Origin of the sequence: Sphaerotilus montanus, assembly GCF_013410775.1 — a bacterium.
In the GTDB taxonomy this organism is placed as follows: Bacteria; Pseudomonadota; Gammaproteobacteria; order Burkholderiales; family Burkholderiaceae_C; genus Sphaerotilus; species Sphaerotilus montanus.
The window spans coordinates 873333-895421 of sequence record NZ_JACCFH010000001.1 but is presented as its reverse complement, the minus strand read 5'-3'; the positions used below and the strand labels follow the sequence as shown (position 1 = coordinate 895421).

At 68.4% G+C, this 22089-nt stretch carries 25 protein-coding genes and 1 tRNA gene; 18 read left to right on the top strand and 8 right to left on the bottom strand.

Features of this window, described 5'->3' with window-relative positions; translation table 11 throughout:
- The 3 genes from BDD16_RS03945 (at position 1) to BDD16_RS03935 (ending at position 3275) form a co-directional block, all read left to right on the top strand.
- Positions 1 to 906, top strand: a complete 906-nt coding sequence (locus tag BDD16_RS03945) for a hypothetical protein (protein WP_179632745.1) — start codon at positions 1 to 3, stop codon at positions 904 to 906.
- A 40-nt stretch (positions 907 to 946) separates the two neighbouring features.
- Positions 947 to 2695 (top strand): hypothetical protein, encoded by a 1749-nt coding sequence (locus BDD16_RS03940; RefSeq protein ID WP_179632744.1) that lies wholly within the window; start codon positions 947 to 949, stop codon positions 2693 to 2695.
- A 208-nt stretch (positions 2696 to 2903) separates the two neighbouring features.
- On the top strand, positions 2904 to 3275 hold the full coding sequence (locus tag BDD16_RS03935; RefSeq protein WP_179632743.1) for a hypothetical protein: 372 nt from the start codon (positions 2904 to 2906) through the stop codon (positions 3273 to 3275).
- On the opposite strand, the gene miaB is transcribed toward BDD16_RS03935, so the two are convergent.
- The gene (gene miaB, locus BDD16_RS03930; RefSeq protein ID WP_179632742.1) at positions 3265 to 4659 is read right to left on the bottom strand and encodes a tRNA (N6-isopentenyl adenosine(37)-C2)-methylthiotransferase MiaB; all 1395 of its coding nucleotides are present in this window, start codon (positions 4657 to 4659) and stop codon (positions 3265 to 3267) included. The genes BDD16_RS03935 and miaB overlap by 11 nt on opposite strands.
- A 650-nt stretch (positions 4660 to 5309) precedes the next feature.
- Here miaB and BDD16_RS03925 point away from each other — a divergent pair.
- From BDD16_RS03925 to BDD16_RS03890, 8 genes are all read left to right on the top strand, one after another.
- Positions 5310 to 5699: a bactofilin family protein gene (locus BDD16_RS03925; protein WP_179632741.1), complete on the top strand. Its 390-nt coding sequence runs from the start codon at positions 5310 to 5312 to the stop codon at positions 5697 to 5699.
- Between the two features lie 35 nt (positions 5700 to 5734).
- Positions 5735 to 6358, top strand: coding sequence for a hypothetical protein (locus tag BDD16_RS03920; protein ID WP_180552412.1), 624 nt, complete (start codon positions 5735 to 5737; stop codon positions 6356 to 6358).
- 134 nt (positions 6359 to 6492) lie between these two features.
- Entirely contained in the window at positions 6493 to 8061 is a 1569-nt protein-coding gene (locus BDD16_RS23250; RefSeq protein WP_179632739.1) for a hypothetical protein, read from the top strand.
- A 5-nt stretch (positions 8062 to 8066) separates the two neighbouring features.
- Positions 8067 to 8603 (top strand): GTP-binding protein, encoded by a 537-nt coding sequence (locus BDD16_RS03910; protein ID WP_179632738.1) that lies wholly within the window; start codon positions 8067 to 8069, stop codon positions 8601 to 8603.
- Positions 8604 to 8625: 22 nt separating this feature from the next.
- Positions 8626 to 9267: a hypothetical protein gene (locus BDD16_RS03905; RefSeq protein ID WP_179632737.1), complete on the top strand. Its 642-nt coding sequence runs from the start codon at positions 8626 to 8628 to the stop codon at positions 9265 to 9267.
- Positions 9268 to 9347: 80 nt separating this feature from the next.
- Positions 9348 to 9710 (top strand): roadblock/LC7 domain-containing protein, encoded by a 363-nt coding sequence (locus BDD16_RS03900; RefSeq protein ID WP_179632736.1) that lies wholly within the window; start codon positions 9348 to 9350, stop codon positions 9708 to 9710.
- 30 nt (positions 9711 to 9740) lie between these two features.
- Positions 9741 to 10235, top strand: coding sequence for a PAS domain-containing protein (locus tag BDD16_RS03895; RefSeq protein ID WP_218897684.1), 495 nt, complete (start codon positions 9741 to 9743; stop codon positions 10233 to 10235).
- Positions 10232 to 10705: a PhnD/SsuA/transferrin family substrate-binding protein gene (locus tag BDD16_RS03890; protein ID WP_179632735.1), complete on the top strand. Its 474-nt coding sequence runs from the start codon at positions 10232 to 10234 to the stop codon at positions 10703 to 10705. Before BDD16_RS03895 ends, BDD16_RS03890 begins: the two co-directional genes overlap by 4 nt.
- Here the strand turns inward: BDD16_RS03890 and BDD16_RS03885 are convergent.
- Entirely contained in the window at positions 10702 to 11658 is a 957-nt protein-coding gene (locus BDD16_RS03885) for an IS1595 family transposase (protein ID WP_179632657.1), read from the bottom strand. The genes BDD16_RS03890 and BDD16_RS03885 overlap by 4 nt on opposite strands.
- A 58-nt stretch (positions 11659 to 11716) precedes the next feature.
- Between BDD16_RS03885 and BDD16_RS03880 the strand changes: the two genes are divergently transcribed.
- Together BDD16_RS03880 and BDD16_RS03875 are read left to right on the top strand one after the other, a co-directional pair.
- The gene (locus tag BDD16_RS03880; RefSeq protein WP_179632734.1) at positions 11717 to 12034 is read left to right on the top strand and encodes a PhnD/SsuA/transferrin family substrate-binding protein; all 318 of its coding nucleotides are present in this window, start codon (positions 11717 to 11719) and stop codon (positions 12032 to 12034) included.
- Between the two features lie 8 nt (positions 12035 to 12042).
- Complete coding sequence (locus tag BDD16_RS03875; protein WP_179632733.1) at positions 12043 to 13125, top strand: FimV/HubP family polar landmark protein; 1083 nt, start codon at positions 12043 to 12045, stop codon at positions 13123 to 13125.
- Positions 13126 to 13138: 13 nt separating this feature from the next.
- On the opposite strand, the gene BDD16_RS03870 is transcribed toward BDD16_RS03875, so the two are convergent.
- The 4 genes from BDD16_RS03870 to cysM are packed head-to-tail and all read right to left on the bottom strand — an operon-like array spanning position 13139 to position 16224.
- The gene (locus BDD16_RS03870; RefSeq protein WP_179632732.1) at positions 13139 to 13888 is read right to left on the bottom strand and encodes a hypothetical protein; all 750 of its coding nucleotides are present in this window, start codon (positions 13886 to 13888) and stop codon (positions 13139 to 13141) included.
- Between the two features lie 4 nt (positions 13889 to 13892).
- Positions 13893 to 15107, bottom strand: a complete 1215-nt coding sequence (locus tag BDD16_RS03865) for an ammonium transporter (RefSeq protein WP_179632731.1) — start codon at positions 15105 to 15107, stop codon at positions 13893 to 13895.
- Positions 15104 to 15292, bottom strand: a complete 189-nt coding sequence (locus BDD16_RS03860) for a hypothetical protein (protein WP_179632730.1) — start codon at positions 15290 to 15292, stop codon at positions 15104 to 15106. Before BDD16_RS03860 ends, BDD16_RS03865 begins: the two co-directional genes overlap by 4 nt.
- Positions 15293 to 15318: 26 nt before the next feature.
- The gene (gene cysM, locus BDD16_RS03855) at positions 15319 to 16224 is read right to left on the bottom strand and encodes a cysteine synthase CysM (RefSeq protein ID WP_179632729.1); all 906 of its coding nucleotides are present in this window, start codon (positions 16222 to 16224) and stop codon (positions 15319 to 15321) included.
- Positions 16225 to 16364: 140 nt separating this feature from the next.
- On the opposite strand from cysM, the gene BDD16_RS03850 reads away from it, so the two are divergent.
- Positions 16365 to 16452: transfer RNA gene (locus tag BDD16_RS03850), tRNA-Leu, on the top strand.
- Between the two features lie 41 nt (positions 16453 to 16493).
- On the top strand, positions 16494 to 17099 hold the full coding sequence (locus BDD16_RS03845) for a rhomboid family intramembrane serine protease (protein ID WP_179632728.1): 606 nt from the start codon (positions 16494 to 16496) through the stop codon (positions 17097 to 17099).
- 12 nt (positions 17100 to 17111) lie between these two features.
- Here BDD16_RS03845 and BDD16_RS03840 read toward each other — a convergent pair whose 3' ends face one another.
- Complete coding sequence (locus BDD16_RS03840; protein ID WP_246332459.1) at positions 17112 to 18044, bottom strand: SDR family oxidoreductase; 933 nt, start codon at positions 18042 to 18044, stop codon at positions 17112 to 17114.
- A 90-nt stretch (positions 18045 to 18134) separates the two neighbouring features.
- On the opposite strand from BDD16_RS03840, the gene BDD16_RS03835 reads away from it, so the two are divergent.
- Positions 18135 to 19160, top strand: coding sequence for a CDP-6-deoxy-delta-3,4-glucoseen reductase (locus BDD16_RS03835; RefSeq protein WP_179632727.1), 1026 nt, complete (start codon positions 18135 to 18137; stop codon positions 19158 to 19160).
- Positions 19161 to 19240: 80 nt separating this feature from the next.
- Here the strand turns inward: BDD16_RS03835 and rpsT are convergent, their stop codons facing one another.
- Positions 19241 to 19546: a 30S ribosomal protein S20 gene (rpsT, locus tag BDD16_RS03830; RefSeq protein WP_179632726.1), complete on the bottom strand. Its 306-nt coding sequence runs from the start codon at positions 19544 to 19546 to the stop codon at positions 19241 to 19243.
- An 84-nt stretch (positions 19547 to 19630) separates the two neighbouring features.
- Here rpsT and murJ point away from each other — a divergent pair, with 84 nt between their 5' ends.
- Together murJ and BDD16_RS03820 are read left to right on the top strand one after the other, a co-directional pair.
- Positions 19631 to 21190 carry a murein biosynthesis integral membrane protein MurJ gene (gene murJ, locus BDD16_RS03825; RefSeq protein ID WP_179632725.1) on the top strand — a complete coding sequence of 520 codons (1560 nt, stop codon included), beginning with the start codon at positions 19631 to 19633 and terminating at the stop codon, positions 21188 to 21190.
- 24 nt (positions 21191 to 21214) lie between these two features.
- Entirely contained in the window at positions 21215 to 22087 is an 873-nt protein-coding gene (locus tag BDD16_RS03820; RefSeq protein WP_179632724.1) for a SirB1 family protein, read from the top strand.
- Positions 22088 to 22089: the final 2 nt, after the last annotated feature.

Sequence of the window (22089 nt, the reverse complement as noted above, 5' to 3'; positions counted from 1 at the left end):
ATGAACAAAACATTGCTGGCGATCGCGGCGGCGCTGCTGTGCGCGGCCACGGGCGCCCGGGCTGCCCCTGAGATGCCGGTGCCGACGACCGCGCTGACCGTTGCGCCGACGACCACCGAGGCGCTCGGCGACAAGGGCTTCTCGTATTTCATCGGCCTGTCGCAGCTGCACAGCCACTACCGCGAGGACGTGCACCTGATGCCGATCCGCAGCAAGGTCACGGCCTCCAGCCCGCTGCTGGTGACCGGCGCGCTCTACGCGGTCACGCCCGACTGGCTGCTGTCGCTGGACAACGAGACCACCTTCGCGCCCCGCGCCGCCACCGAGACCTGGACCGCGACCGGCCCGGTGGTGGCCGGCGTGACGGTGACCAGCCCGACGCTGCAGACCGACCAGTTCCGTCTGTCGGAGTCCCGCACGCGGCTGCTGGTCCACCGCCGCTGGCAGGACCAGGTGTTCCTGCTCGGCGGCACCGAGTTCCATTCGCAGTCGTTCCGGCGCTACGCCTACCAGAGCGGCCCGGACGGACTGGTCAGCATCGCCAGCGGCCAGACCTCGGAGGAAACCGCGGCCGAGGTGGTGCTGGCGCTGGGCGCGGCGATCGAGTCCGAGTCGGTGCGCCGCCAGCCGCAGCACTACAGCCTGCGGGCGATGGTGGGCGTGCCGGTGTGGCGCCGGGTGGAGAGCACCAGCGCGCCGCAGACCCGCTTCACCGGCCTCGGCGGATACGACCTGACGCTGGAAGCCCGCTACAGCCGCGCCGTGCTGGACGACGTCCACCTGGGCGGCTGGGTCAAGCTCAGCCGGTCCGAACGGGCGCGCGACACCGCAGGCGCCAGCCTGGAGCTGCCACGCAGCCGGCTCGATGGGCTGGCGGTCGGGCTCGAACTGCTCTGGAAGCTTTGAGTCCTGAGCTTTGACTTTGCGTCACCCAAAGGATCTCACCATGAAGACGATGCAGACGAACCGAGCGGGCCTGCCCGCGACGATGAAGACGCTGGCGACCGCCGCCGCCCTGGTTGTACTGGCCGGTTGCGGCGGGGGAGGCAGTGACAGCACACCCGGAGGCACGGCGGTGGTTGGTCCGCTGACGCTGTCGGGCGTGGTGGCCGCGCGGGCCGCGGCGACGGGTCAGTCCGTGGACATCCAGTGCGCCAGCGGCACCGGCACGGCCACCAGCAACGCCGACGGCAGCTACACCGTGACCGTCACCGACGGCCAACTGCCCTGCGTGCTGCGCGCCAAGGGCACGGCCGACGGGGATCTGTACTCGGTCGCCACCGGCAGCGGTCGCACCGCGACGGCCAACCTGACGCCGCTGACACATCTGGTGGTGGCCAGCATGGCGGGGGGCACGCCGGCGACGTTCTACAACAACTTCGGCGCGGACATGGGGGCGCTGGTCACCCCCGCCCGCGTCGAGGCGGCACTGGCCACGGTGCAGGCGGACCTGACCGCCCGCGGCATCCAGACCGCCGCTGTCGGCAACCCGATCACGGCGGCCCTGGTGCCCGCCGGCACGGCGCAGACCGCCAATCCCTATGGCGAGGTGCTGGCCGGACTGGAAGCGAGCCTGACGACGACCGGCACGACGCTGGCGCAGCTCGTCACCGCGGTCGCGAAGGCCAGTCCGACGGTGCGGCTGCCGGCCGAGTTGCTGCGCCAGCCGCAGGCGAGCAACTGTGCGGCGCTGCGCAGCGGGACTTTGCGGTTTGTCTGGATCACGCCAGCTGAACTGAAAGCCGATGGCGACCTCGGCACCGTGTCGCGTGTCACGCTGGATGCCCCGATGCTGACGTTCGGCAACGCGAACGGCACATCGACTTCGGTGACCGCCGACGGCACCTGCCGCTACAAGGGCAGCACCGGCATGAACGGTGACCCGGCAGAGGTTGTCGTCTCGCAAGGCGGCGTGATGCTCGCGTCCTCGACGATCGGTGGGGTCAAGCGGCTCGGCATCGGTTTCCCCGAGCAGTCGCTGACGCTGGCGGATCTGGCGGGCGAGTACAACATGATGCAGGTGGAGTCGAACCAGGGCGTCGTGGTCGGAAGTGGCTTGACCTTCCGGCTGAATGCGAGCGGTGCCGTCGAATCGGCAGCGTGCCAGCCCGGTGAAGTGCTGGCCCGGACCTGTACACCGCTTTCCGGCCTGTTCCCGAAGCTGTCGGTCAATGCGGCTGGCGGGTTCACGATGACCTCGACCGATCCCGCCGAGCCCTGGACGAGCCGCTGGTTCGCCTACCGCACCGGCAGTGGTGACGTGGTGCTCATGCAGATCGATCAGGGCGGCACGTTTGGTTTCGCGTCGCCCAAGGTCGCCCGCACGCTGCCCAGTCTGGGCACCAGCCGTTCATGGGGCGCCTCCATGGACATGGAGCGTGTGGCCAGCGCGACCACGTTCGGCGAGACGACCTACCTGACCAAGCGCGTCGATGCCGCCACGGACAGCTACGTGCGCACCATTCGCAACCCGCTGCTGGCCACCGACGACAGCCACGACCAGACCATCCAGCACAACTGGCCCCGCGCCGGTTGGACCCACCTGGCGGCCGGCTCTTCGCCCACGCCGAGCGGGTCGCTGGTCAGCTTCCGCGAATGGGTCAACCTGCGGCTGCTGGGCACGGGGCTGTCGGTGACCTACTCGGTGCCGACGGCGACGCAGGCGCCGGTGTTTTCGTTCACGGTGACGCAGTGAGGCCGAGAGTGGTGCACAGCACGGTCTTGATGCACCCGATCTGGAAATTCACCTGAATATTGCCTCGATTTTTGTTGAATCAACCCATTCCTGAGGGGAGTACGTGCCCCACTGTTGTGCGTAGCATCTGGCTCGCGAACCAAGACAGGGCTGCAGTGCACGGACGCCACGTGCACATGCCGCAGACCAGGCGAGACAGGAACGGGACATGAGGCAATTCAAGGTGTACAGACACCCTTCGGGCGCACTCGACTGCGTCAAGCCAGGATGGTCGTGGCCGGCTTTCTTCTTCGGGGGCTTCTGGGGGTTCAGCAAGAAGATGTGGTGGCCGGGTGCCGCGGAGCTGAGCGGCCTGCTGGTGCTGCTGGTCCTGCCCGTCCACGCGGTATTTCCGGTTGTCGCCGTGCTGGTCTGTCACCTGGTGTTCGGTTGGTGCGGCCATGCCTGGCTGGCCCTCCACCTCCTGCGCCAGGGCTACCGCCACGCCGACACGGTGACCGCCAACGACCGTGGTGGTGCGCTGGCGCTGTCGATCCGCCAGCGTGGCTGGCGGGTGTCGACCGGTTTGCTCAACGGGTGATGCACACCTCGCCGCGCAGCGAGTGCGGCATGGCGCTGACGATGGTCACGTCCAGCATCTGACCCACCAGCCGCGCCGGGTTCGGCCCGCCTGGGAAGTTGACGATGCGGTTGCACTCGGTGCGGCCCATCAGCTCGGTCGGATCCTTGCGGCTCGGGCCTTCGACCAGGATGCGCTGCACGGTGCCGACGCGGCTGGCGCTGATGCGGCGCACGTTGTCCTCGATCGTCGCCTGCAGGTGCTGCAGGCGCTTGAGCTTCACGTCGGCTGGCGTGTCGTCGTGCAGTGCGGCGGCGGGCGTGCCGGGGCGCGGACTGAAGATGAAGCTGAAGCTGGAGTCGAAGCCGATGTCCTCGATCAGCTTCATCGTGCGGGCGTGGTCGTCGTCGGTCTCGCCGGGGAAGCCGACGATGAAGTCGGTCGACAGGCTGATGTCCGGCCGCACCGCGCGGATCTTGCGGATCGTGCTCTTGTATTCGAGCACCGTGTAGCCGCGCTTCATGCCGGCGAGGATGCGGTCGCTGCCGTGCTGCACGGGCAGGTGCAGGTGGTTCACGAGCTGCGGCACCTTGGCGTAGACGTCGACCAGGCGCTGCGTGAACTCGTTCGGGTGGCTGGTGGTGTAGCGGATGCGCTGGATGCCGGTGATCTCGGCGACGTACTCGATGAGCATCGCGAAGTCGGCGATCTCGCTGGTGCCACCCATCTTGCCGCGGTAGGCGTTGACGTTCTGGCCGAGCAGCGTCACCTCCTTGACCCCTTGGTCGGCCAGTCCGGCGACTTCGGTCAGCACCTCCTCGAACGGCCGGCTGAACTCCTCGCCGCGCGTGTAGGGCACGACGCAGTACGAGCAGTATTTCGAGCAGCCTTCCATGATCGAGACGAACGCCGAGGCACCCTCGACCCGCGCCGGCGGCAGGTGGTCGAACTTCTCGATCTCGGGGAAGCTGATGTCGACCTGCTGGCGGCCGATCGCCTTGCGCTGCGCCAGCAGTTGCGGCAGGCGGTGCAGCGTCTGCGGACCGAACACCACGTCCACATACGGCGCGCGCTCGATGATGGCCGCCCCTTCCTGGCTCGCGACACACCCACCCACGCCGATCATCACGCCCTTGGCCTTCAGGTGGCGCACGCGGCCGAGGTCGCTGAACACCTTCTCTTGCGCCTTCTCGCGCACCGAGCAGGTGTTGAACAGGATCAGGTCGGCTTCTTCCGGGTCGTTGGTCGGGGTGTAGCCCTCGGCGGCGCGCATCACGTCGGACATCTTGTCCGAGTCGTACTCGTTCATCTGGCAGCCGAAGGTGCGGATGTAGACCTTCTTGCCGGCAGGCACGGGCGCGGTATCGGGGGCGGCGGTGGTCGGGAGATCGGTGTCGGTGGACATGGCAGTCGTCGCAGTCAGGGCAGGGGTTCGGGGAAATCCGCCGGAATCTGCCTGTGCACGAACGCCTGTGTGCCTGCCTCGGCTGGAGCGGGCAGGACCGTCTCGCCATCGGGCGAGGAGGAGGCGCAGCGCTGCGTGGTGTAGATCCAGGGGCCGCGCGCGGATTTTAGCGGCCGGACCCTGCACGCGCCGACCGGCGGCAGGTGCGGAGAAGGAACTATTCGGGTACTTGCATGGATCCTGCGGGTACCAAATCGTGACCAAGAGTAGTAAAAGTGACGGCGAGGCTCAATTTGTGAGCCACTGGTGAGCGGATTGCATGGTCGGCCATGTTCAAATCGGGGCTGCGTGTGGGATTTGATGCATTTTTAAAAATATCGATTTTTTGATTTTCGGACGGAAATCTGTCGGTTGTGCTAGGGATAAAAGAACGAATTTTCGTGGGCCGGTTTCCCCGGTTCGCGGGGCACCAGCAAGTACCGGTGCCGGACGCCGATGGACGTGGTTACCATCGAACGACCCAAGGTGCATCTGCCTCTTCACGCAGCCTGTTGATCCGAACCTCTGCAGTCCTGGATGAAGTTGCCGATATGAACTGGTTGAACTGGTCAAACAACGCTCAGCAGCAGCCACGATGGGGGCATACCGCCATGCGATTCGGCCGTACGAAACAGCGGGGCGACCCCGTGCAGGAGCGCATCGACTGTCTGGTGGGCTCCGGCACCACCGTGACGGGCGACCTGACGTTCGCTGGCGGGTTGCGGATCGACGGGCACGTCGAAGGCGATGTCATCGTGTCGCCCGCCATTCCGGGGACACTGGTGATCGGCGATGGGGGCAGTGTCGCCGGGGATGTCCGGGTGTCGCACCTGATCGTGTTCGGCCGGGTGCTGGGCACGGTGTACGCCAGCGGACTGGTGGACCTGCGCATCAGTGCCCAGGTGGACGGTGACGTGCACTATGGTGCGATCGAGATCGAGAAGGGCGCGGTGGTCGAGGGCCATCTCGTCAAACACAAGACGGCGGGTGCAATTCAATGAGCGGTGTTCAGTCGGTGACCGGGGGGTCGGACCCCATGTTCGTGTTCGCCCGTGCAGGGCGTCTGGACTGCCCGTCAAGCACGGATGTACAGGATGCCTGGCGCCATTTCTCGATGCAGATCGCACGGGATCCGCTCGACATCGAGGCCCATGCGCGCCGGGTGCTGCTGGCCAGTCGGCCGCCGCTGACCGACCGCGCCTTCGGTGCCCTGGTCGACCTGTTCCTGGCGCTGGGCGACCGCGGGCGGGCACTGCGCCGACAGTTGCTGGAGCAGGCCATGCCCTGGCTCGATCCGGACGACGCACATTTCCTGCGCACCCACCTCGATACCGAACTGCCACGCGGCGCACAACTGCCGACACAGCGCTGGTCGGTGCTGGACACGGCTGTTCTGGGGTCGCTGAACATGGTGGGATTGCAACGCCGGGAGGTTGCGCAGGAGACGCCTTTCCAGCAGGCCATGTCGTTACTTGAATATGGAGATCTGGCTGGCGCGCGTGGCATGCTTGAGGCTGCGCTGCTGGACGAACCCGACCACGAGGAGGTCAACCGCGAGTTGCTGGCCATCTACCAGCACAGTCGGGACGACGCAGGCAAGGCCGAGATGGCCGACAAGCTCGTGGCCCGCCACGGCGCGCTGCCTTCGGGGTGGTCCTGAGACGTCTTGCGGCGTTTCGAGCAGACAACCCAGCCGATCGATCTATGACCTTGAGCCTGTAGTCAGTGGAAGCCACCAAGCTGCAAACCCGATTGAAGGTAGTCCTTCTGTCTCTGCCCCCACGCACCCAGGCGGTGCTGGATTTCTTCTTTTCGAGCACTGGTCGCAGCAGCTTCGCGCCCTCGGGCGAGGAAGCGGCCGAAGTGGCCATCTTCGACTTCGACACGCTCGAATCGCGCCAGCACTGGGACGCGTGGCATGCCCGCCGCGGCGGCCCGGGCATCGCCCTGTCGACCCAGTCCCAGGACGTTGCCTCCGCGATCTGGGTCCAGAAACCCGTGACACCAGCGGCCTTGCTGGCCGCGGCGGCGGAGTTGCGCACGCGGCGCTGGAACAGTGCGCCAGCCGCTGTCGAGCCGGCGCCCGCACCTGCGCCTGTGGCGGCGGCTCCGGTCGCTGCCACGGCCACTCCGCCTGTGCCGGCCTCGGTCGTCGCGGAACCGTCGATGTGGACCGAGAGCCCGGCACCCGCTCCTGCACTGGACTCCCGTCCGGTCGCGCCCTCGGTGGCCCGGCCAGTGGCGGCGCGTCCGGTGTCCGCGCCGCCACCGGTACCGCCCGCCAGTGGCGGACTGGGGGGGCTGATTCGCCGCTTCTTCGGCAAGACGGCGCCTGCGCCGGCCCCTGCGCCGGCCCCTGCGCCAGTGGCCCCCCCGATGCCGGTTTCAGCGCCCGCACCGGTGGCGGTGGTCGCCGCACCTGTGCCGGCTCCGGTGCCCGCGCCAGCACCCGCCCCTGTGCCATCTGTGGCGGCGCCAGCGGTGAAACCGGTGGTCAAGACGGCCCCGGTGGCCGTGCCCAAGCCGGCGCCGGCGCCCAAGGTGGCGGTGGCACCAGCGCCGGTCCCTGCGCCAGCCGCCCCCGTGCCAGCACCCGTCCCGGAGGCCCCGCCGGCCGTCGCCGCACCGGTCCATGACGCCCACGGCCACCGCCGTCCCCGGCCCGAAGAGCTGATCGACGAGGCCCGCTACTGCGGTACGCGGGCCGATGTGGCCGAGTCCGCGCAACTGGCCGATGCCAGCCTGCGCTACGACCCGGCCCAGCACCTGGTGGGTGTCCTCAAGGATGCCTACCTCGTCAGCTGCAAGTGGCAGGTGCCGACCCACCTGGACAGCCCGGCCGGTCGCATCACGGTCGACGGCACGACCAACCTGATCTACTGCGAGTTCACGGCCGAGCAACTGGCCGGCCTGGTGAACCAGCCCCTCGACAAGCGACCGAAGACCCGCGCGTTCAGCCGCCAGGAGTTCGCCGACCTGCAGGGCACGCTGGAACAGAAGGCCCTCGTGCAGCGACTGGACCACGTGCTGTGGCAGACCGCGCTGGAAACGTCGGCGGGTCGCTTGCCTGTCGGGGTGGATCCGGTCGCCCCGGTCTACCTGAAGCAGTGGCCCAACCTGACCCGGCTGCACCGCACGCCGCACGCGCTGCGCATCGCGGCACTCTGGACCACCAAGGGCGCCGGGCTGCTGGAGACGGCCCAGACGCTCAAGATCGCCCAGCGGCATGTGATCGCGTTCTACAACGCGGCGCTGGCGCTGGATCTGATCACCGAGGATGGCGCGCAGGTCCGCAGGGCACAGCGCAAGACCAAGAACAACCGCGGTCTGCTGACCCGCTTGTTCGGCTGGCTGAACAAATAAGCAACATGGCCCAAACCGATCACAAAATCATCTTCACCGGACCCGTCGGTGCAGGCAAGACCACCGCCATCGCCTCGATCAGCGACATCGAGCCGATCCGTACCGACGAACACGCGTCGGACATGACCCAGAAGCGCAAGTCCGCCACCACCGTGGCGATGGACTACGGAATGATCCGCCTGGGACCGAAGGAGAAGGTCCACCTGTACGGCACGCCCGGCCAGGAGCGCTTCGACTTCATGTGGGACATCCTGACCAAGGGCGGCATCGGCCTGGTGCTGCTGCTGGACAACACGCGCCCGACCCCGTTCGAGGACATGCGCTTCTACATCAAGGCGTTCAAGGAATTCATCGACGGCACCCGGCTCGTGATCGGCGTGACGCAGATGGACGCCCGCCGGACGCCCACCATCGACGAGTACGTGCGCCAGCTGGCCGAACTGGACGTGTCCGCGCCCATCTTCGAGGTGGATGCCCGTCAGCGCACCGATGTCTCGACGCTGATCGAGGCGCTGCTGCTCCAGATCGATCCGACCCTCTGACCCGGGAACCACCGCGCCCTCCATGGACCACTACACGCTCACTGGCGAGTTCTACCTCCACCCGACGCCGGCGGGTGCCTACTACGCCGCCAGCCGGCCCACCCGTGATCCGGCGCGGCTGTTCCTGCAGCGTCTGCTGCGCGAATCCGAGACGCCGCGGCTGACCGCCGATCTGGTGCAGGACTGGATGTCGATGAGCCAGCAGGACGCGCTGGAGTTCATCTACCGGCTGCAGTCTTCCGGTTTCGTGCAGGGACTGCCGATGCACGTGGAGGTGCCGCCGGACTCGATCGAGGCGATGCTGCCGCCGCTGCTGGCCCAGCTCTCCGACGAGGGCAAGGCGATCCTGGCCGACAAGCGCGGTCTCTACCTGGGCACTGCTGGCTTCGCGCACGAGACGGCCGAAGAGCTCGCCGCGCTGGGCGGTGACCTGGCCAGCGTCCATGAGCGCCATTCCCGGCTGCTGCACGGCAACATGCGCCTGCGCAGCGACGGCTGGGGCATGGTGAATGCCGCCGGCTACTGTGAAGTCGGCTTCTGGCCGCTGTACTTCGGCGACGACTACTTCATCCTGATCGTCAACGGCATGCCGCGTTTCAACCAGGAAGCCTTCACCACGCTGGTGTGGACCCTGGGTGTGCGCTACGGCAACACGGCCTTCTGAGGCCCGGTGCTGCGGCACCAGACTCCCGACCCTCCTCCCTCACTCCCCGATCTCCATTTTTCTCTCGAAGGAACTGCCCCATGCGTGAAGACCTGCTGAACTCGATCCTGAGCGAACTCAACGGATCCACCGCCGACATCGAAGCCTCGGCCGTGCTGTCCACCGACGGCCTGATGATGGCCTCCATGCTGCCCGCCGGCATGGACGAGGACCGCGTCGGTGCGATGAGCGCCGCCATGCTGTCGCTGGGTGACCGCACGTCGCGCGAACTGGCCCGGGGCGAGCTGGAGCAGGTGCTGGTCAAGGGGGCCAAGGGTTATGTGCTGATGACCTACGCCGGCCGCGACTCGGTGCTGACGGCACTGTGCAAGCCGAATTCGCGTCTGGGCCTGATCTTTCTTGACGTCAAGCGCGCTGCCGATGCCATCAGCAAGGTCATCTGATCGGTCTGTCGAGATCGAGGGAAATCGATGATGACCGATATGAGAGAGGCTGACCTGGTGCCGACGGCGACGCCGCGCGAACTGATGCTCGGCTACTTCGACGGACGGACCCGGCGCGTGCTGGTGGTCGACGAGGAAGTGCCGTATCCGGACGGCAAGCTGATCGTCTCGCGCACCGATCCCACCGGCATCATCACGCACGCCAACCAGGCCTTCGTGGACATGTCGGGTTACGAGCGGGACGAGCTGATCGGCGAGAACCACTGCATCCTGCGCCATCCGGACATGCCGGCAGCGGCGTTCCGGGACCTGTGGGACACGGTCGGGCGCGGCAGCAAGTGGCAGGGCTACGTGAAGAACCTGCGCAAGGATGGCGCCCACTACTGGGTCTTCGCCACCGCGATTCCCAATGTGCGTGACGGCCGCGTCGTGGGCTACACCTCGGTGCGCCGCAAGCCGTCGCGCGCCAAGGTCAACGAATACACCGCGCTGTATGCACGGATGCGTGCCGAGGAGCTGAAGTGACCCTGGAACTGACCGTCAGCCCCGACTTCTCGCCCGAGCACATCGCCGGCTGGTATGTGTTCAACACCTGGCTGCAGCGCAAGCTCGGCGTGCGCATCCACCTGGAGCTGTACGAGGACTTCTCGGCCCAGCGCCAGGCGATTGCCGCCGACAAGGTCGACCTGATCTACGCCAACCCCTACGACGCGGCCATGCTGGTGCGCGAGAAGGGGTTCGTGGCCATTGCCGCGCCGCAGGGCAAGGCCGACGAGGTGGTGATCGCTGTGCCGGTGGACTCGCCCGCACAGTCGGTCGAGGACCTGCAGCCGGGCCTGCGCCTGGCCGTGACCCGCGACCCGGACGTCAACCTGATCGGCATGATCCTGCTGGAGTCGGCCGATCTGACCCGCGACAACACGCAGACGCAGCAGGTCTCCACCTACGTCGTGCTCGCCCGAACCTTGCTTCAGGGCAAGGCCGATCCTGATTAGCAACGATCCTCAGCATTCCCCCGAACGACCCGCTGAGCCCGAGGCTTGCACCGCGAGACATCGATGATGAGCCGAGCCACCAACTCGCGCAGGTCGAACCGACGGTTGAAGCGGTAGGCGAACGCTGCCAGGTAGCTGCTGGCGTACTTGGGGTACTTGAACGCATGGAACGCACCCGACAACGTCGTCTTCAGGTTGCCCAGCACCGTGTTGACCCAGGTGAACTCGGGCAGCTCGCGCGGCTTGCGCTGCCCCACCACGATCGGCGTGTGCAGACAGCCCGCGCTGGTGACCGCGGCGAAGCACCCCAGCCCGTCGCTGACCACCCGCGCTCCCGGCATCAGCGCCGCCTGCGCCCACTGGCCCACCGCCTCCAGCGTGAAGCCGCTCACCGGCGCGAGCTTGACGTACTGCGGATGCCCCTGGTCATTGACCGAGACCGCCGCCACGAACGGCACCTTGTTCTCCGAACCCCGACCCGCCTTGCCGCCGCTGCGCTCCCCGCCGAGGTAGGCATCGTCGAGCTGCACCGTGCCGTCGAGCCGGTGCTGGCTCTCCCGCTCGGCCATCGCGTGCATGATCTTCTGGTGCATCAGCCACGCCGTCGGGTAGCTCACGCCCACCTGCCGCTTGAGCGCCAGCGCCGACAGCCCCGTCTTGGCCTGGCTGAGCAGGTAGATCGCCAGGAACCACGTTCTCAGCGGCAGCTTGGTGCTCGCGAACAGGCTGCCCGCGGTCAGCGAAGTCTGGTGGCGGCAGCCGTTGCATTGATACAGCTTGCGTGCGCCCTGGCCCACCACGTAGTGCGCCGCAGTGCCGCAGCGCGGGCACTCGAAGCCCTGGGGCCAGCGTGCCTGCTTGACCGCCTCGGCGCATTGCTCTTCCGTGCCGAAGCTGCTCATGAACTCCGGCAGCGACATCCCTTGCTGGAACTGGATTCGGTTCATCGGCATGTGCTCGCTCCTGCGCTTTGTCTGCCTTCTACGCTACGCCTGATCGTCGGCTAGGGCCTTGCTGAAGATCATTGCTAATCAGGAGGCCGATTGCGGTTTCTTCCTCAAGGAGGCGTTCGATGATCTGAGCGCCCCGATCCGCCGGCAACTGCGCCCGGTGATGACCAGCCAGATCAGTCTGGTGCACCACGTGCTGCTGGTGGGGCCGCGCTGCGCCGACCTGCGCGAGTCGCTGCAGACGCTGGTGCTGGGCATGGCCGAGCCGGGCTCGGATGGCCGGGCCACGCTGCAGGCGCTGGGTCTGAGTGGCTGGGACAGGCAGGATCAGGAAGACACCGAATTCATGATCGACCTGATGGACACCTTGATGGTGTGAAAACGGACATGTTGCCACCCCCCCTGAAGCGTCATCTTCTCTCCCTTGCGCTGGCCCTGACGGTCGGACCGGTCCTGGCCCAGACAGCGGCCGCGCCTGCGGGCGCCGGCACGCCTGCCGCGTCCAGCTCGCGCACGACGGTGGAGCAGGACAATCTCTGGGACATCGCCGGGCAGCTGGCACCGGTTCTGGGAGCGACCCGGCAGCAGGTCATGGTGGCCGTGCTGCGCCGCAATCCGGAGGCCTTCGTCAAGGGCAACATCCACCGCCTGCGCCGGGGCGTGCCGCTGGTGCTGCCCGGTCGTGACGAGGTGCTGGCCGAAGACCGGGCCGGCGCGACCACGCTGGTGGCGGAGCATCTGAAGGCGATGCGCGGTGGCCAGGTGCTGGCGTCGCTGCCTGCGCTGGCGCGGGTCCCGTCCACGACGCCGGTGGCCCCGCCGGCGTCCGCTCCCGTGCCGGCACCGCCCCCCAAGGTCGACGCGCCGGCTTCTGTGGCAGCGCCGCCGGTCGTTGCCAAGCCGCCGGAGCCCGCACCCGCACCTCCGCCGGCGCCCGAGCCTGCCCCGGCGTCCGCGCCCGTCCCTGCCGTCGAGCCGGTGGCCTCGGCCCCCGCCGACAGTGCCTCGGAGGCGGCCAGTGCCGTGGCGACCGGCGGCAGTTCCTCCGTGCCGCGGATCCTGCCCTGGTTGCTGGTGCTGGGTGGTCTGGCGGGGGGCGTGATCCTGTGGCGTCGCCGGCGTGCAGGCTTCCAGCCTGACGCGGCACCGCCGGAGTTTGCCAATTCGCTGAGTGCCACCCGCACCGGTGGTCCGCGCGTGTTCGACATCTCGAACGCCGCGGCCGAGATGGCCCGTTCGGTGGAAACCTCGCAGGTGGCCACCCAGCTGGTGCGCAGCGACACGGCCATGGGTGACGAGGTGGATGTGTCCCGGCTCACCGAGCAGGCGGCACTGAAGCTGGAGATCGCCCGCGCCAGCCTCGAAGTGGGCCGCCCGGACGATGCCCGCGCGCTGCTGCAGGCGGTGGTGCGCGAGGGTTCGGGTCGTCACGCGGCGGAGGCCGCCGAGATCCTCGCACGCATGGGCTGACGCCCACCGACCGTCAGATCAGTTTTCTGGGCGAGAACTGGCGGGCCTGCGGCATCTGGTCTGCGGCCCGGACGGCGCGGGTCAGCACCTGGTCCGCGTCCACCGGCCCCAGCGCTTCGCACATGGCCACGTAGAACTGGTGCACCACCTGCGACAACTCCTGCGGCGTTCCTTCGATCACCCAGGTGGCCTGCAGCGGCTGCGCCCAGGCATCGCGCACCTGCTTGCGCACGGGCTGCGACAGCCGGCCCTGGTCGATCTGTTCGAGTGCGCCGCTGCGCAGATCCGACAGCGCGCCTGCGTGGAAGCGCTGTACCTCGGCCAGCGCGGTGCGCAGCAGTTCGGCGCAGACTGCCCGGTCCGGTGAGGCCGGTGCGCTGGCGACCGGTGCTGGTGCCGCGGCCTGCATGGCCGCCGCCACCGGCTCCAGTGCCGCCGCCGAGACCGCCGGTGGCGCGACAGGGACCGGCGCCGGAGCCGCCGTGGTGCCGATCTGCATCAGCGGCCATGGGTCCATCGGCAGCTCGCTCTCGGGCTGTTTCAGGGCCTTGTAGTAGGCCTCGTAGAGCTTCTTGCGGCTGGCCGCGTCGATGTGGTGGCGCGCGGCCACCTGGTCGATGTAGCCGATGATGTCCGACACCGCGTCGCCGCGCATCGACTGGTGCTGCAGGCGCAGCGCGTCGAGCAGGGCGTCTTCCTCCAGCAGCGGCGACAGCACGGCGTAGGCGGCACGGCGCCGCTGGGACAGGGCTTGGGTGGCCATGCGGTCAGGCTTCCTTGTGCATCTGGCCCGGCGAGTTCTGGAACTCGGGGTAGCCGATCTCGTGGTGCTCGGTGTAGTCGAGTCCACGCTGCTCGTTCAGGGTGGGCGCACGCAGGCCGATCAGCTTGTCGACCAGCTTGAAGCAGACATAGGCCATCGGGAAGGCCCAGGCGAAGGCCGCCACGGCGCCGAGCACCTGCACCATCACGCGGCTGCCGCTGAACAGGTCCCCCTCGAAGAACAGGCCGGCGGCGAGCAGGCCCCAGGTGCCACCCAGGCCGTGCACCGCGATGGCGTCCACGGTGTCATCGATGCGGCGTTGGCGCAGGGCTTCTGCACCCCAGGTGGTCAGTGCGCCGGCGATCAGGCCGGTGACGATGGCCGTGACCGGGTTCAACGTGGCCGCACCCGCCGTCAGCGAGACCAGTCCGGCCAGGCTGCCGTTGACCGAGGCGCTCATCAGCACCGGACGGCCGGTGAGCCGCATGAAGGCCAGTGCGCCGATGCCACCGGCGCAGCCACCGAGGTAGGTGTTGAGCAGCACGGTGCCCAGCTGGCCGCTCTCGATGCCGGAGATCGAGCCGCCGTTGAAGCCGAACCAGCCCAGCCACAGGATGAAGCCACCCAGCGCCACCATCGGCAGGTTGTGGCCGGGGATGTCGCGCACTTCACCGTTCTTGCCGAAACGACCCAGGCGCGGGCCGAGGGCCAGCAGGCCGGCCAGTGCGCACCAGGCGCCCACCGAGTGCACGGCGCCGTCGCCCGCGAGGTCGATGAAGCCCATCTGCTTGAGCCAGCCGCCCGGATTCCAGGCCCAGTGGGCATAGACCGGGTAGATCACCAGGGCCATCAGTGCGGCGAAGGCCAGGTAGGCGCTGTAGCGCATGCGCTCGGCCACGGCGCCGGAGACGATGGTCACCGCAGTCGTCGCGAACATCATCTGGTAGAGGAGGCCGACCGCGTCGGTTGCGCCGAGTTTCTGCGGCGCGAAGCTGCCGCCGCCGATCAGTCCCTCGACGGAGGGACCGAAGGCCAGACCGTAGCCGACCGCCCAGAAGCTCACCCCGATGAAGCAGGTGCCCAGGTAGATCTTCATGATCACGTTGATCGAGTTCTTGGCGCGCGAGAGGCCGCCCTCGACCAGCGCGAAGCCAGCCTGCATGAAAAACACGAGGGCGGTGCAGATGCCCACCCAGACGAGGTTGATCAGTTCGTTCATTGGCACGCGCCCCGCGATTTTTGAGTCTCGTCAAGACGCAAGGGCAGTGCCAGACAAATCAGTGACTTGTCGCAACCTGAAGTGAAAAAATCACGATGCAGGTGGTGCGAATTGTCACGCTGGATCACGTCCTGCAACAGGTCGTTGCGGATCGACTGGCGTGCATGCACCACATCGGTGTGCACCTATGTGGTGGGTGCACCAATGGCGATCACGCGGGGAAGACGCCGGTTGACAGGTAGCGGTCGCCCCGGTCGCAGACGATGAAGACAATGGTCGCGTCGCGTACCTGCAGCGAGAGTTGCAGCGCTGCCCAGCAGGCGCCCGCGGCGGAGATGCCGGCGAACAGGCCTTCTTCGCGGGCCATGCGGCGTGCCATGTCCTCGGCATCGGCCTGGCTGACGAGCACCAGTTCGTCCACGTGGCGCGGCTCGTAGATCTTCGGCAGATAGGCCTCGGGCCACTTGCGGATGCCGGGAATGCGCGAGCCCTCGGACGGCTGTGCACCGATGATGCGCACCGCCGGGTTCATCTCCTTGAGGTAGCGCGAGGTGCCGGTGATGGTGCCGGTGGTGCCCATGGCGCTGACGAAGTGGGTGATCTGCCCGCCGGTGTCGGTCCAGAGTTCGGGGCCGGTGGTCTCGTAGTGGACGCGTGGGTTGTCCAGGTTGGAGAACTGGTCGAGCACGCGGCCCTTGCCGTCGCGCTGCATCTGTTCGGCCAGGTCGCGGGCGTACTCCATGCCGCCGGCCTTGGGCGTGAGCACGAGTTCGGCGCCGAAGGCCTTCATGGTCTGGGCGCGTTCGATGGACAGGTCCTCCGGCATGATCAGCACCATGCGGTAGCCGCGCACCGCAGCGGCCATGGCCAGCGCGATGCCGGTGTTGCCCGAGGTGGCTTCGATCAGCGTGTCGCCGGGCCGGATCTCGCCGCGCTCCTCGGCGCGGCGGATCATGCTGATGGCGGGGCGGTCTTTCACCGAGCCGGCCGGGTTGTTGCCTTCGAGCTTGGCCAGGAGGACGTTGCCGCGTTCGGCGGCGTCTGCGCCGGGCAGGCGCTGCAGGCGCACGAGCGGGGTGCGGCCGATCACGTCTTCGATGGTCTGGTAGGCGGGCATGGAATCTGTCTCCGGAGGTGGCGCAGCACCGATGCGGCACATTTTGGCAGCAAGACGAGCCGCGCGCTGTGCAGGGCAAGGGGGCCGGTTCGGCATGCCATAATCGCGGCTTCGCGCACCACGCAGCGCGACACCCACCTGCCGGAGTGGCGAAATCGGTAGACGCAGCGGATTCAAAATCCGCCGCCCTCAACAGGCGTGCCGGTTCGAGTCCGGCCTCCGGCACCAGTGATCAGGCTCAACGCTCTCCCTCTTCAGAGAGTCTTTCCATGCCCCAGCTCCCCCCTGTCACCAAAGCCCTGATGCTGATCTGCACGGTGGTGTACTGCCTGCAGATGCTTGCGGGGTACTGGGTCGAAGTGCTGTTTGCGCTGTGGCCGCTGGGCAGCGAGCCGTTCATGCCCTGGCAGCTGATCACCTATGCCTTCCTGCACGGCAGCATGGGGCACCTGTTCTTCAACATGCTCGGCCTGTGGATGTTCGGCGCCGAACTGGAGTCGGTCTGGGGTCGCCACCGTTACCTGCAGTTCCTGGGCGCCAGTGCGCTGGCGGGCGGGGTGATCCAGCTGGTGGTGGTGAGCCTGGGTGCCACGGGCGGTGGTCCGACGCTCGGTGCGTCCGGGGCGCTCTACGGGCTGCTGATGGCCTTCGGGATGATGTTCCCTGACCGCACGATCATGCCGCTGTTCCCGCCCATCCCGATGAAGGCCAAGGTCTTCGTGCTGGTGTTCGGCGGGATGGAGTTGCTGTTCGGCCTGGCGGGCGGCGGTGGCGTGGCCCACTTCGCGCACCTTGGCGGCATGCTGGGTGGCTGGTTGATGCTGCGCTTCTGGCGCGGCCTGCCGCCGTTTCCACCCAAGCGCCGCCGCCGCTGATCGGCTGCGGCCTCAGGCCAGCAGGCCGGTGGTGACGTCCGGGTAGCGCAAGGCGACCCGCAATTCCCGCTTCATGCGTCGGTTGTCCAGCCGGCGCGACTCGCTCATGAAGCTCAGCAGCATCGGGCTGAGTTGTGCCCGTGCTTCCTCGCGCGAGATCCGCCGTGGCGGGGGCAGTCCGCACAGCCGGGCCGCCAGATCGAAATAGTCCCCCATCTTCAGTTCGGTGTCGTCGCAGGCGTGCCAGATGCGCTGCGGCCGTCCCCGCAGCAGCGCCGCGATGCACAGGCGGGCCAGATCATCGGCGTGGATGTGGTTGGTGTAGACGTCGTCTTCGGCGCACAGCACCGGCGTGCCGCGTGCCAGCCGCTCGCGCGGGTGGCCGCCCGGCCGGTCCCCGGCGTAGATGCCGGGGATGCGCAGGATCGAGGCCTGCACGCCTTGGTCGACCGCCCAGCGGCGGATGGACGATTCGGCGGCGACCCGGCGCCGGGCGCGGGCGTTGACCGGGGCGACGGTGCGGGTCTCGTCGAAGCGGGCGCCGCCGGTGTCGCCATAGACGCCGGTGGTGCTGCCGTAGACGAGGCGCCGGCAGACGCCGTGCTGGCCGAGCGCCTGCAGGAGATGCCGGGTGCGGGGGTCGGCCTCGCCGCTGCCGGGTGGAGGCGCCAGATGCAGCACGCGCGGGGCGAGGGCGCCCAGGCGGTGCAGCGAGGCGGGCGTGTCCAGGTTGCCGATCAGCGGCGTGATGCCCTGCGCGCGCAGGATGGCGGCGCGCTCTGGCTGCGAGGTGAGTGCGCGCACGCTCCAGCCTCGGCCGAGGGCCTTGGCGACGCGCTGGCCGACGTCGCCGCAGCCGACGATCAGCAGGCGCGGCTGTCGCATGCGGCGCAAGGGTCTCGGGGCTGCGGAGCGGGCGGCGCACAGGCGGGTGGGGTGGGGCATGGTTCGGGTTCTTTCGGATCGGTACGGCACAATCTCGCCCGCGGCGACATGGCCGCGGACATCGCCGGGACGGCCCAGAGGATACGAGCAATGACTTTCACGGTGACAGTGCAGCCTGCAGGCCGCAGCTTCGAGGTGGCGCGCGACGAGGCGATGCTGCCGGCGGCGATCCGCCAGGGGATCGGTCTGCCCTACGGTTGCAAGGATGGCGCCTGCGGATCCTGCAAGAGCCGGCTGCTCGAAGGGCGCGTCATCCACGGCGCGCACCAGCTCAAGGCGCTCAGCGCGGCCGAGGAGGCGTCCGGCCTGGTCCTCACCTGCTGCGCCACGCCGCAGACGGACTGCGTGATCGAGTCCCGGCAGGTGACGTCGGTGGGGCAGTTCCCGGTGCTGAAGATGCCGGTGCGGGTCACCACGATCGAGCGCCGCGCACCGGACGTGGCCGTGCTGACGCTGCAGTTGCCGGGCAACCAGGTGTTCCAGTACCACGCAGGCCAGTACATCGAGTTCATCCTGCGGGATGGCGCCCGGCGCAGCTACTCGATGGCGAGCGCACCGGAGACCGCGCAGGGGCAGATGGAGCTCCACATCCGCCACATGCCCGGCGGGCGCTTCACCGACCATGTGTTCGGGGCGATGAAGGAGCGCGAGATCCTGCGTGTGGAGGGGCCGTTCGGCAGCTTCTTCCTGCGCGAGGACAGTGCGAAGCCGGTCGTGCTGCTGGCCTCCGGCACCGGTTTTGCGCCGATCAAGGCGCTGATCGAGCACATGCAGGCGCATGGCATGGACCGCGAGGCGGTGCTGTACTGGGGTTGCCGCAGCGAGGCCGATCTCTATCTGCACGACTGGGCGCTGGAGATGGCGCGCATGCTGCCCTGGCTGCGCTATGTGCCGGTGCTCTCGGAGCCTGGCGTGGCATGGCAGGGGCGCACGGGCTTCGTGCACCGCGCGGTGATGGCGGATCTGCCGGATCTGTCCGGACACCAGGTCTACGCCTGCGGTGCGCCGGTCATGGTGGCGGCTGCGCAGCGTGATCTGGTGGCGCAGTGCGCCCTGCCGGCGGAAGAGTTCTACGCCGACGCGTTCACCAGCGAGGCGGACAAGCACGGCGCCTGAGCGGGCCGGCCGGTTCCGAGGCAGGCAATGCAAAAGGCCCGCAGAGCGGGCCTTTGCAGTGGATCCACCCGGATCAGTCTTTAGGCAGCGGCAACCGCCAGGGCCTTGACCTTGGCAGACAGGCGGCTCTTGATGCGGGCGGCCTTGTTCTTGTGGAAGATGCCCTTGTCGGCGATCGAATCGATCACGGCCTGGGCGGACTTGAACGTGTCACCGGCCTTGGCCTTGTCGCCCGTGGCGACGGCCTTCAGCACGCCCTTGACAGCGGTGCGGAACTTCGAACGCAGCGAGGTGTTGGCGGCATTCAGCTTGACGTCCTGGCGGACGCGCTTGCGGCCGGAGGCGATGCGGACGGTCTTCTTCTTGGCTTTGGAAGCGGTGGCCATAAATGTGTCTCGTGTTCCGGGTGGAGGAAAGCCTAGCACTATAGCATGGATAATCGCAGGCTTTGCGACCGAGAACCCCCACCCATGAGTCTGCTTCGTTCTGCCTCTGTCGTGTCCGCGCTCACGCTGGCGTCCCGGGTCACCGGACTCGTGCGCGAGCAGCTCATCGCGGCGGCCTTCGGGGCGAGCAGTGCCACCGATGCGTTCCAGGTCGCCTTCCGCATCCCGAACCTGCTGCGCCGCCTGTTTGCCGAAGGGGCCTTCTCGCAGGCCTTCGTGCCGATCCTGGCGGCCTCCCGCACGACCCACGGGGATGCGGCCACGCAGACGCTGATCGATGCCGTGGCCACCGTGCTGATGTGGGCGCTGGTGGTCGTGTGCGCGGTCGGGGTGCTCGGCTCGCCGGTGCTGGTGTGGGTGATGGCCTCCGGTCTGCCGGCCGAGGCGCAGGACTCGGCCGTCGTGATGACGCGGCTGATGTTCCCCTACATCGGCTGCATGTCGCTGGTGGCGCTGTCGGCCGGCATCCTGAATTCGTGGAAGCGCTTCGCGGTGCCGGCCATCACGCCGGTGCTGCTCAACCTGAGCGTGATCGGCGCGGCGTGGCTGCTGGCGCCGCAGTTCCCGCGCTGGGGCATTGCGCCGGTGTACGCGCTGGCGGTGGGGGTGATGATCGGCGGGCTGCTGCAGCTCGGCGTGCAGCTGCCGGCGCTGCGCGCGGTCGGCGTGATGCCGCACCTCGGATTCACCGTCGCGGCCTTTCGCCAGGCCTGGGCGCACGAGGGCGTGCACCGCATCCTGAAGCAGATGGCGCCGGCGCTGCTCGGCGTGTCGGTGGCGCAGCTGTCGCTGCTGGTGAACACGCAGATCGCCTCGCACCTCGCCGCCGGCTCGGTGTCCTGGCTGACCTATGCCGACCGGCTGATGGAGTTCCCGACCGCCTTGCTGGGCGTCGCGATGGGCGTGGTGCTGCTGCCGCAGCTGTCGGCTGCGCAGGCACAGGGCGACATGGAGCGCTACTCGGCGCTGCTGGACTGGGGGCTGCGCCTGGTGGTGCTGCTGGCGCTGCCATGCGCGGTGGCGCTGCTGGTGTTTCCGCAGCCGCTGGTGGCGGTGCTCTACCACTATGGCCGCTTCACCGCAGCCGATGTGCAGCAGACGGTGCTGGCGCTGATGGGCTACGGGGCCGGGCTGATGGGCCTGGTGGCGATCAAGGTGCTGGCGCCGGGCTTCTACGCCCGGCAGGACATCCGCACTCCCGTGCGCATCGCCATCACCGTGCTCGCGCTGACGCAGGTGATGAACGCCATCTTCGTGCCGCTGCTGGGGCACGCCGGGCTGGCGCTGTCGATCGGGCTGGCGGCGCTGGTCAACGCGACCTGGCTGCTGATCGGCCTGCGCAAGCGGGGCAGCTACCAGCCGTCGCCTGGCTGGCTGGCGTTCGGGCTGCGCGTGGGGGCGGGCTGTGCGGTGATGGGGGGCGGGCTGGCGTGGGCAGCCCGGTCGATCGACTGGATCGGTCTGCAGGCGCACTCGGGGCTGCGTGTGGGCGTGCTGGCCGGGGTGCTGGCACTGGCGGGGCTGGTGTATTTCGGCGTGCTGCTGCTGGCCGGGGTCAACTTGCGGCAATTTGCACGCCGTTGAGCGCTGGCCGATACACTTTCGGCCATGGAGTGCTCCTCGCCGTCCCCGCTGGACTATTTCGCCGCCCTCGTGCGCGATGACGACAGCCTGTCGCTGACCGAAGCGGCCGGCGCCATCGCGCTGGTCGACCACCCGGCGCTCGACCTCGCCGCGCTGCAGACCGAGCTGGACGAGCTTGCGCAGCGCCTGCGGCAGCGTCTGCCGGCCGATGCCGGCGCGCTGCAGCGGGTGCGGGGCCTGCACCAGTTTTTTTACCGGGATCTCGGTTTCGGCGGCAACGTCAATGACCTGCGCGACGCTGACAACAGCCACCTCCACGCGGTGCTGCAGCGCCGGCGCGGCCTGCCGATCGCGCTGGCAGTGCTCTACCTCGAACTCGCCGGGCAGCTTGGCCTGCAGGCGGACGGCATCTCCTTTCCTGGCCATTTCCTCATCAAGCTGCATCTGCCGCTGGGCGACGCGGTGATCGACCCCGTCGATGGCCGCTCGCTGACCCGTGCGGAGCTGGAGGAGCGGCTGGAGCCCTACCTTGGCCACGAGATGCGGCTGGAGCTGGAGACCGGCATGGGGCTGGGCGAGATGCTCAGCGACTACCTCCAGCCGGCGTCGGGGCGCGAGATCCTGTCGCGCATGCTGCGCAACCTCGCCCGGCTGCACCGCGAGGACGGCGACCTGCCGCGCCTGCTGCAGGTGCAGCACCGCCAGGTCGTGCTGGAGCCGCTCGACTGGGCCCTGCGCCGCGAGCGCGGCCAGACGCTCGCGGCACTCGGCCAGACCGCGCTGGCCATCGAGGACCTGGCGCTCTACCTGCAGCACGCAGGGGCCACGCCGGACCGGGCACGGGTGTCGGCGCAGCTGGCCGCCTTGCGGGATGCCGGTCCGCCACGGTGGCACTGAGC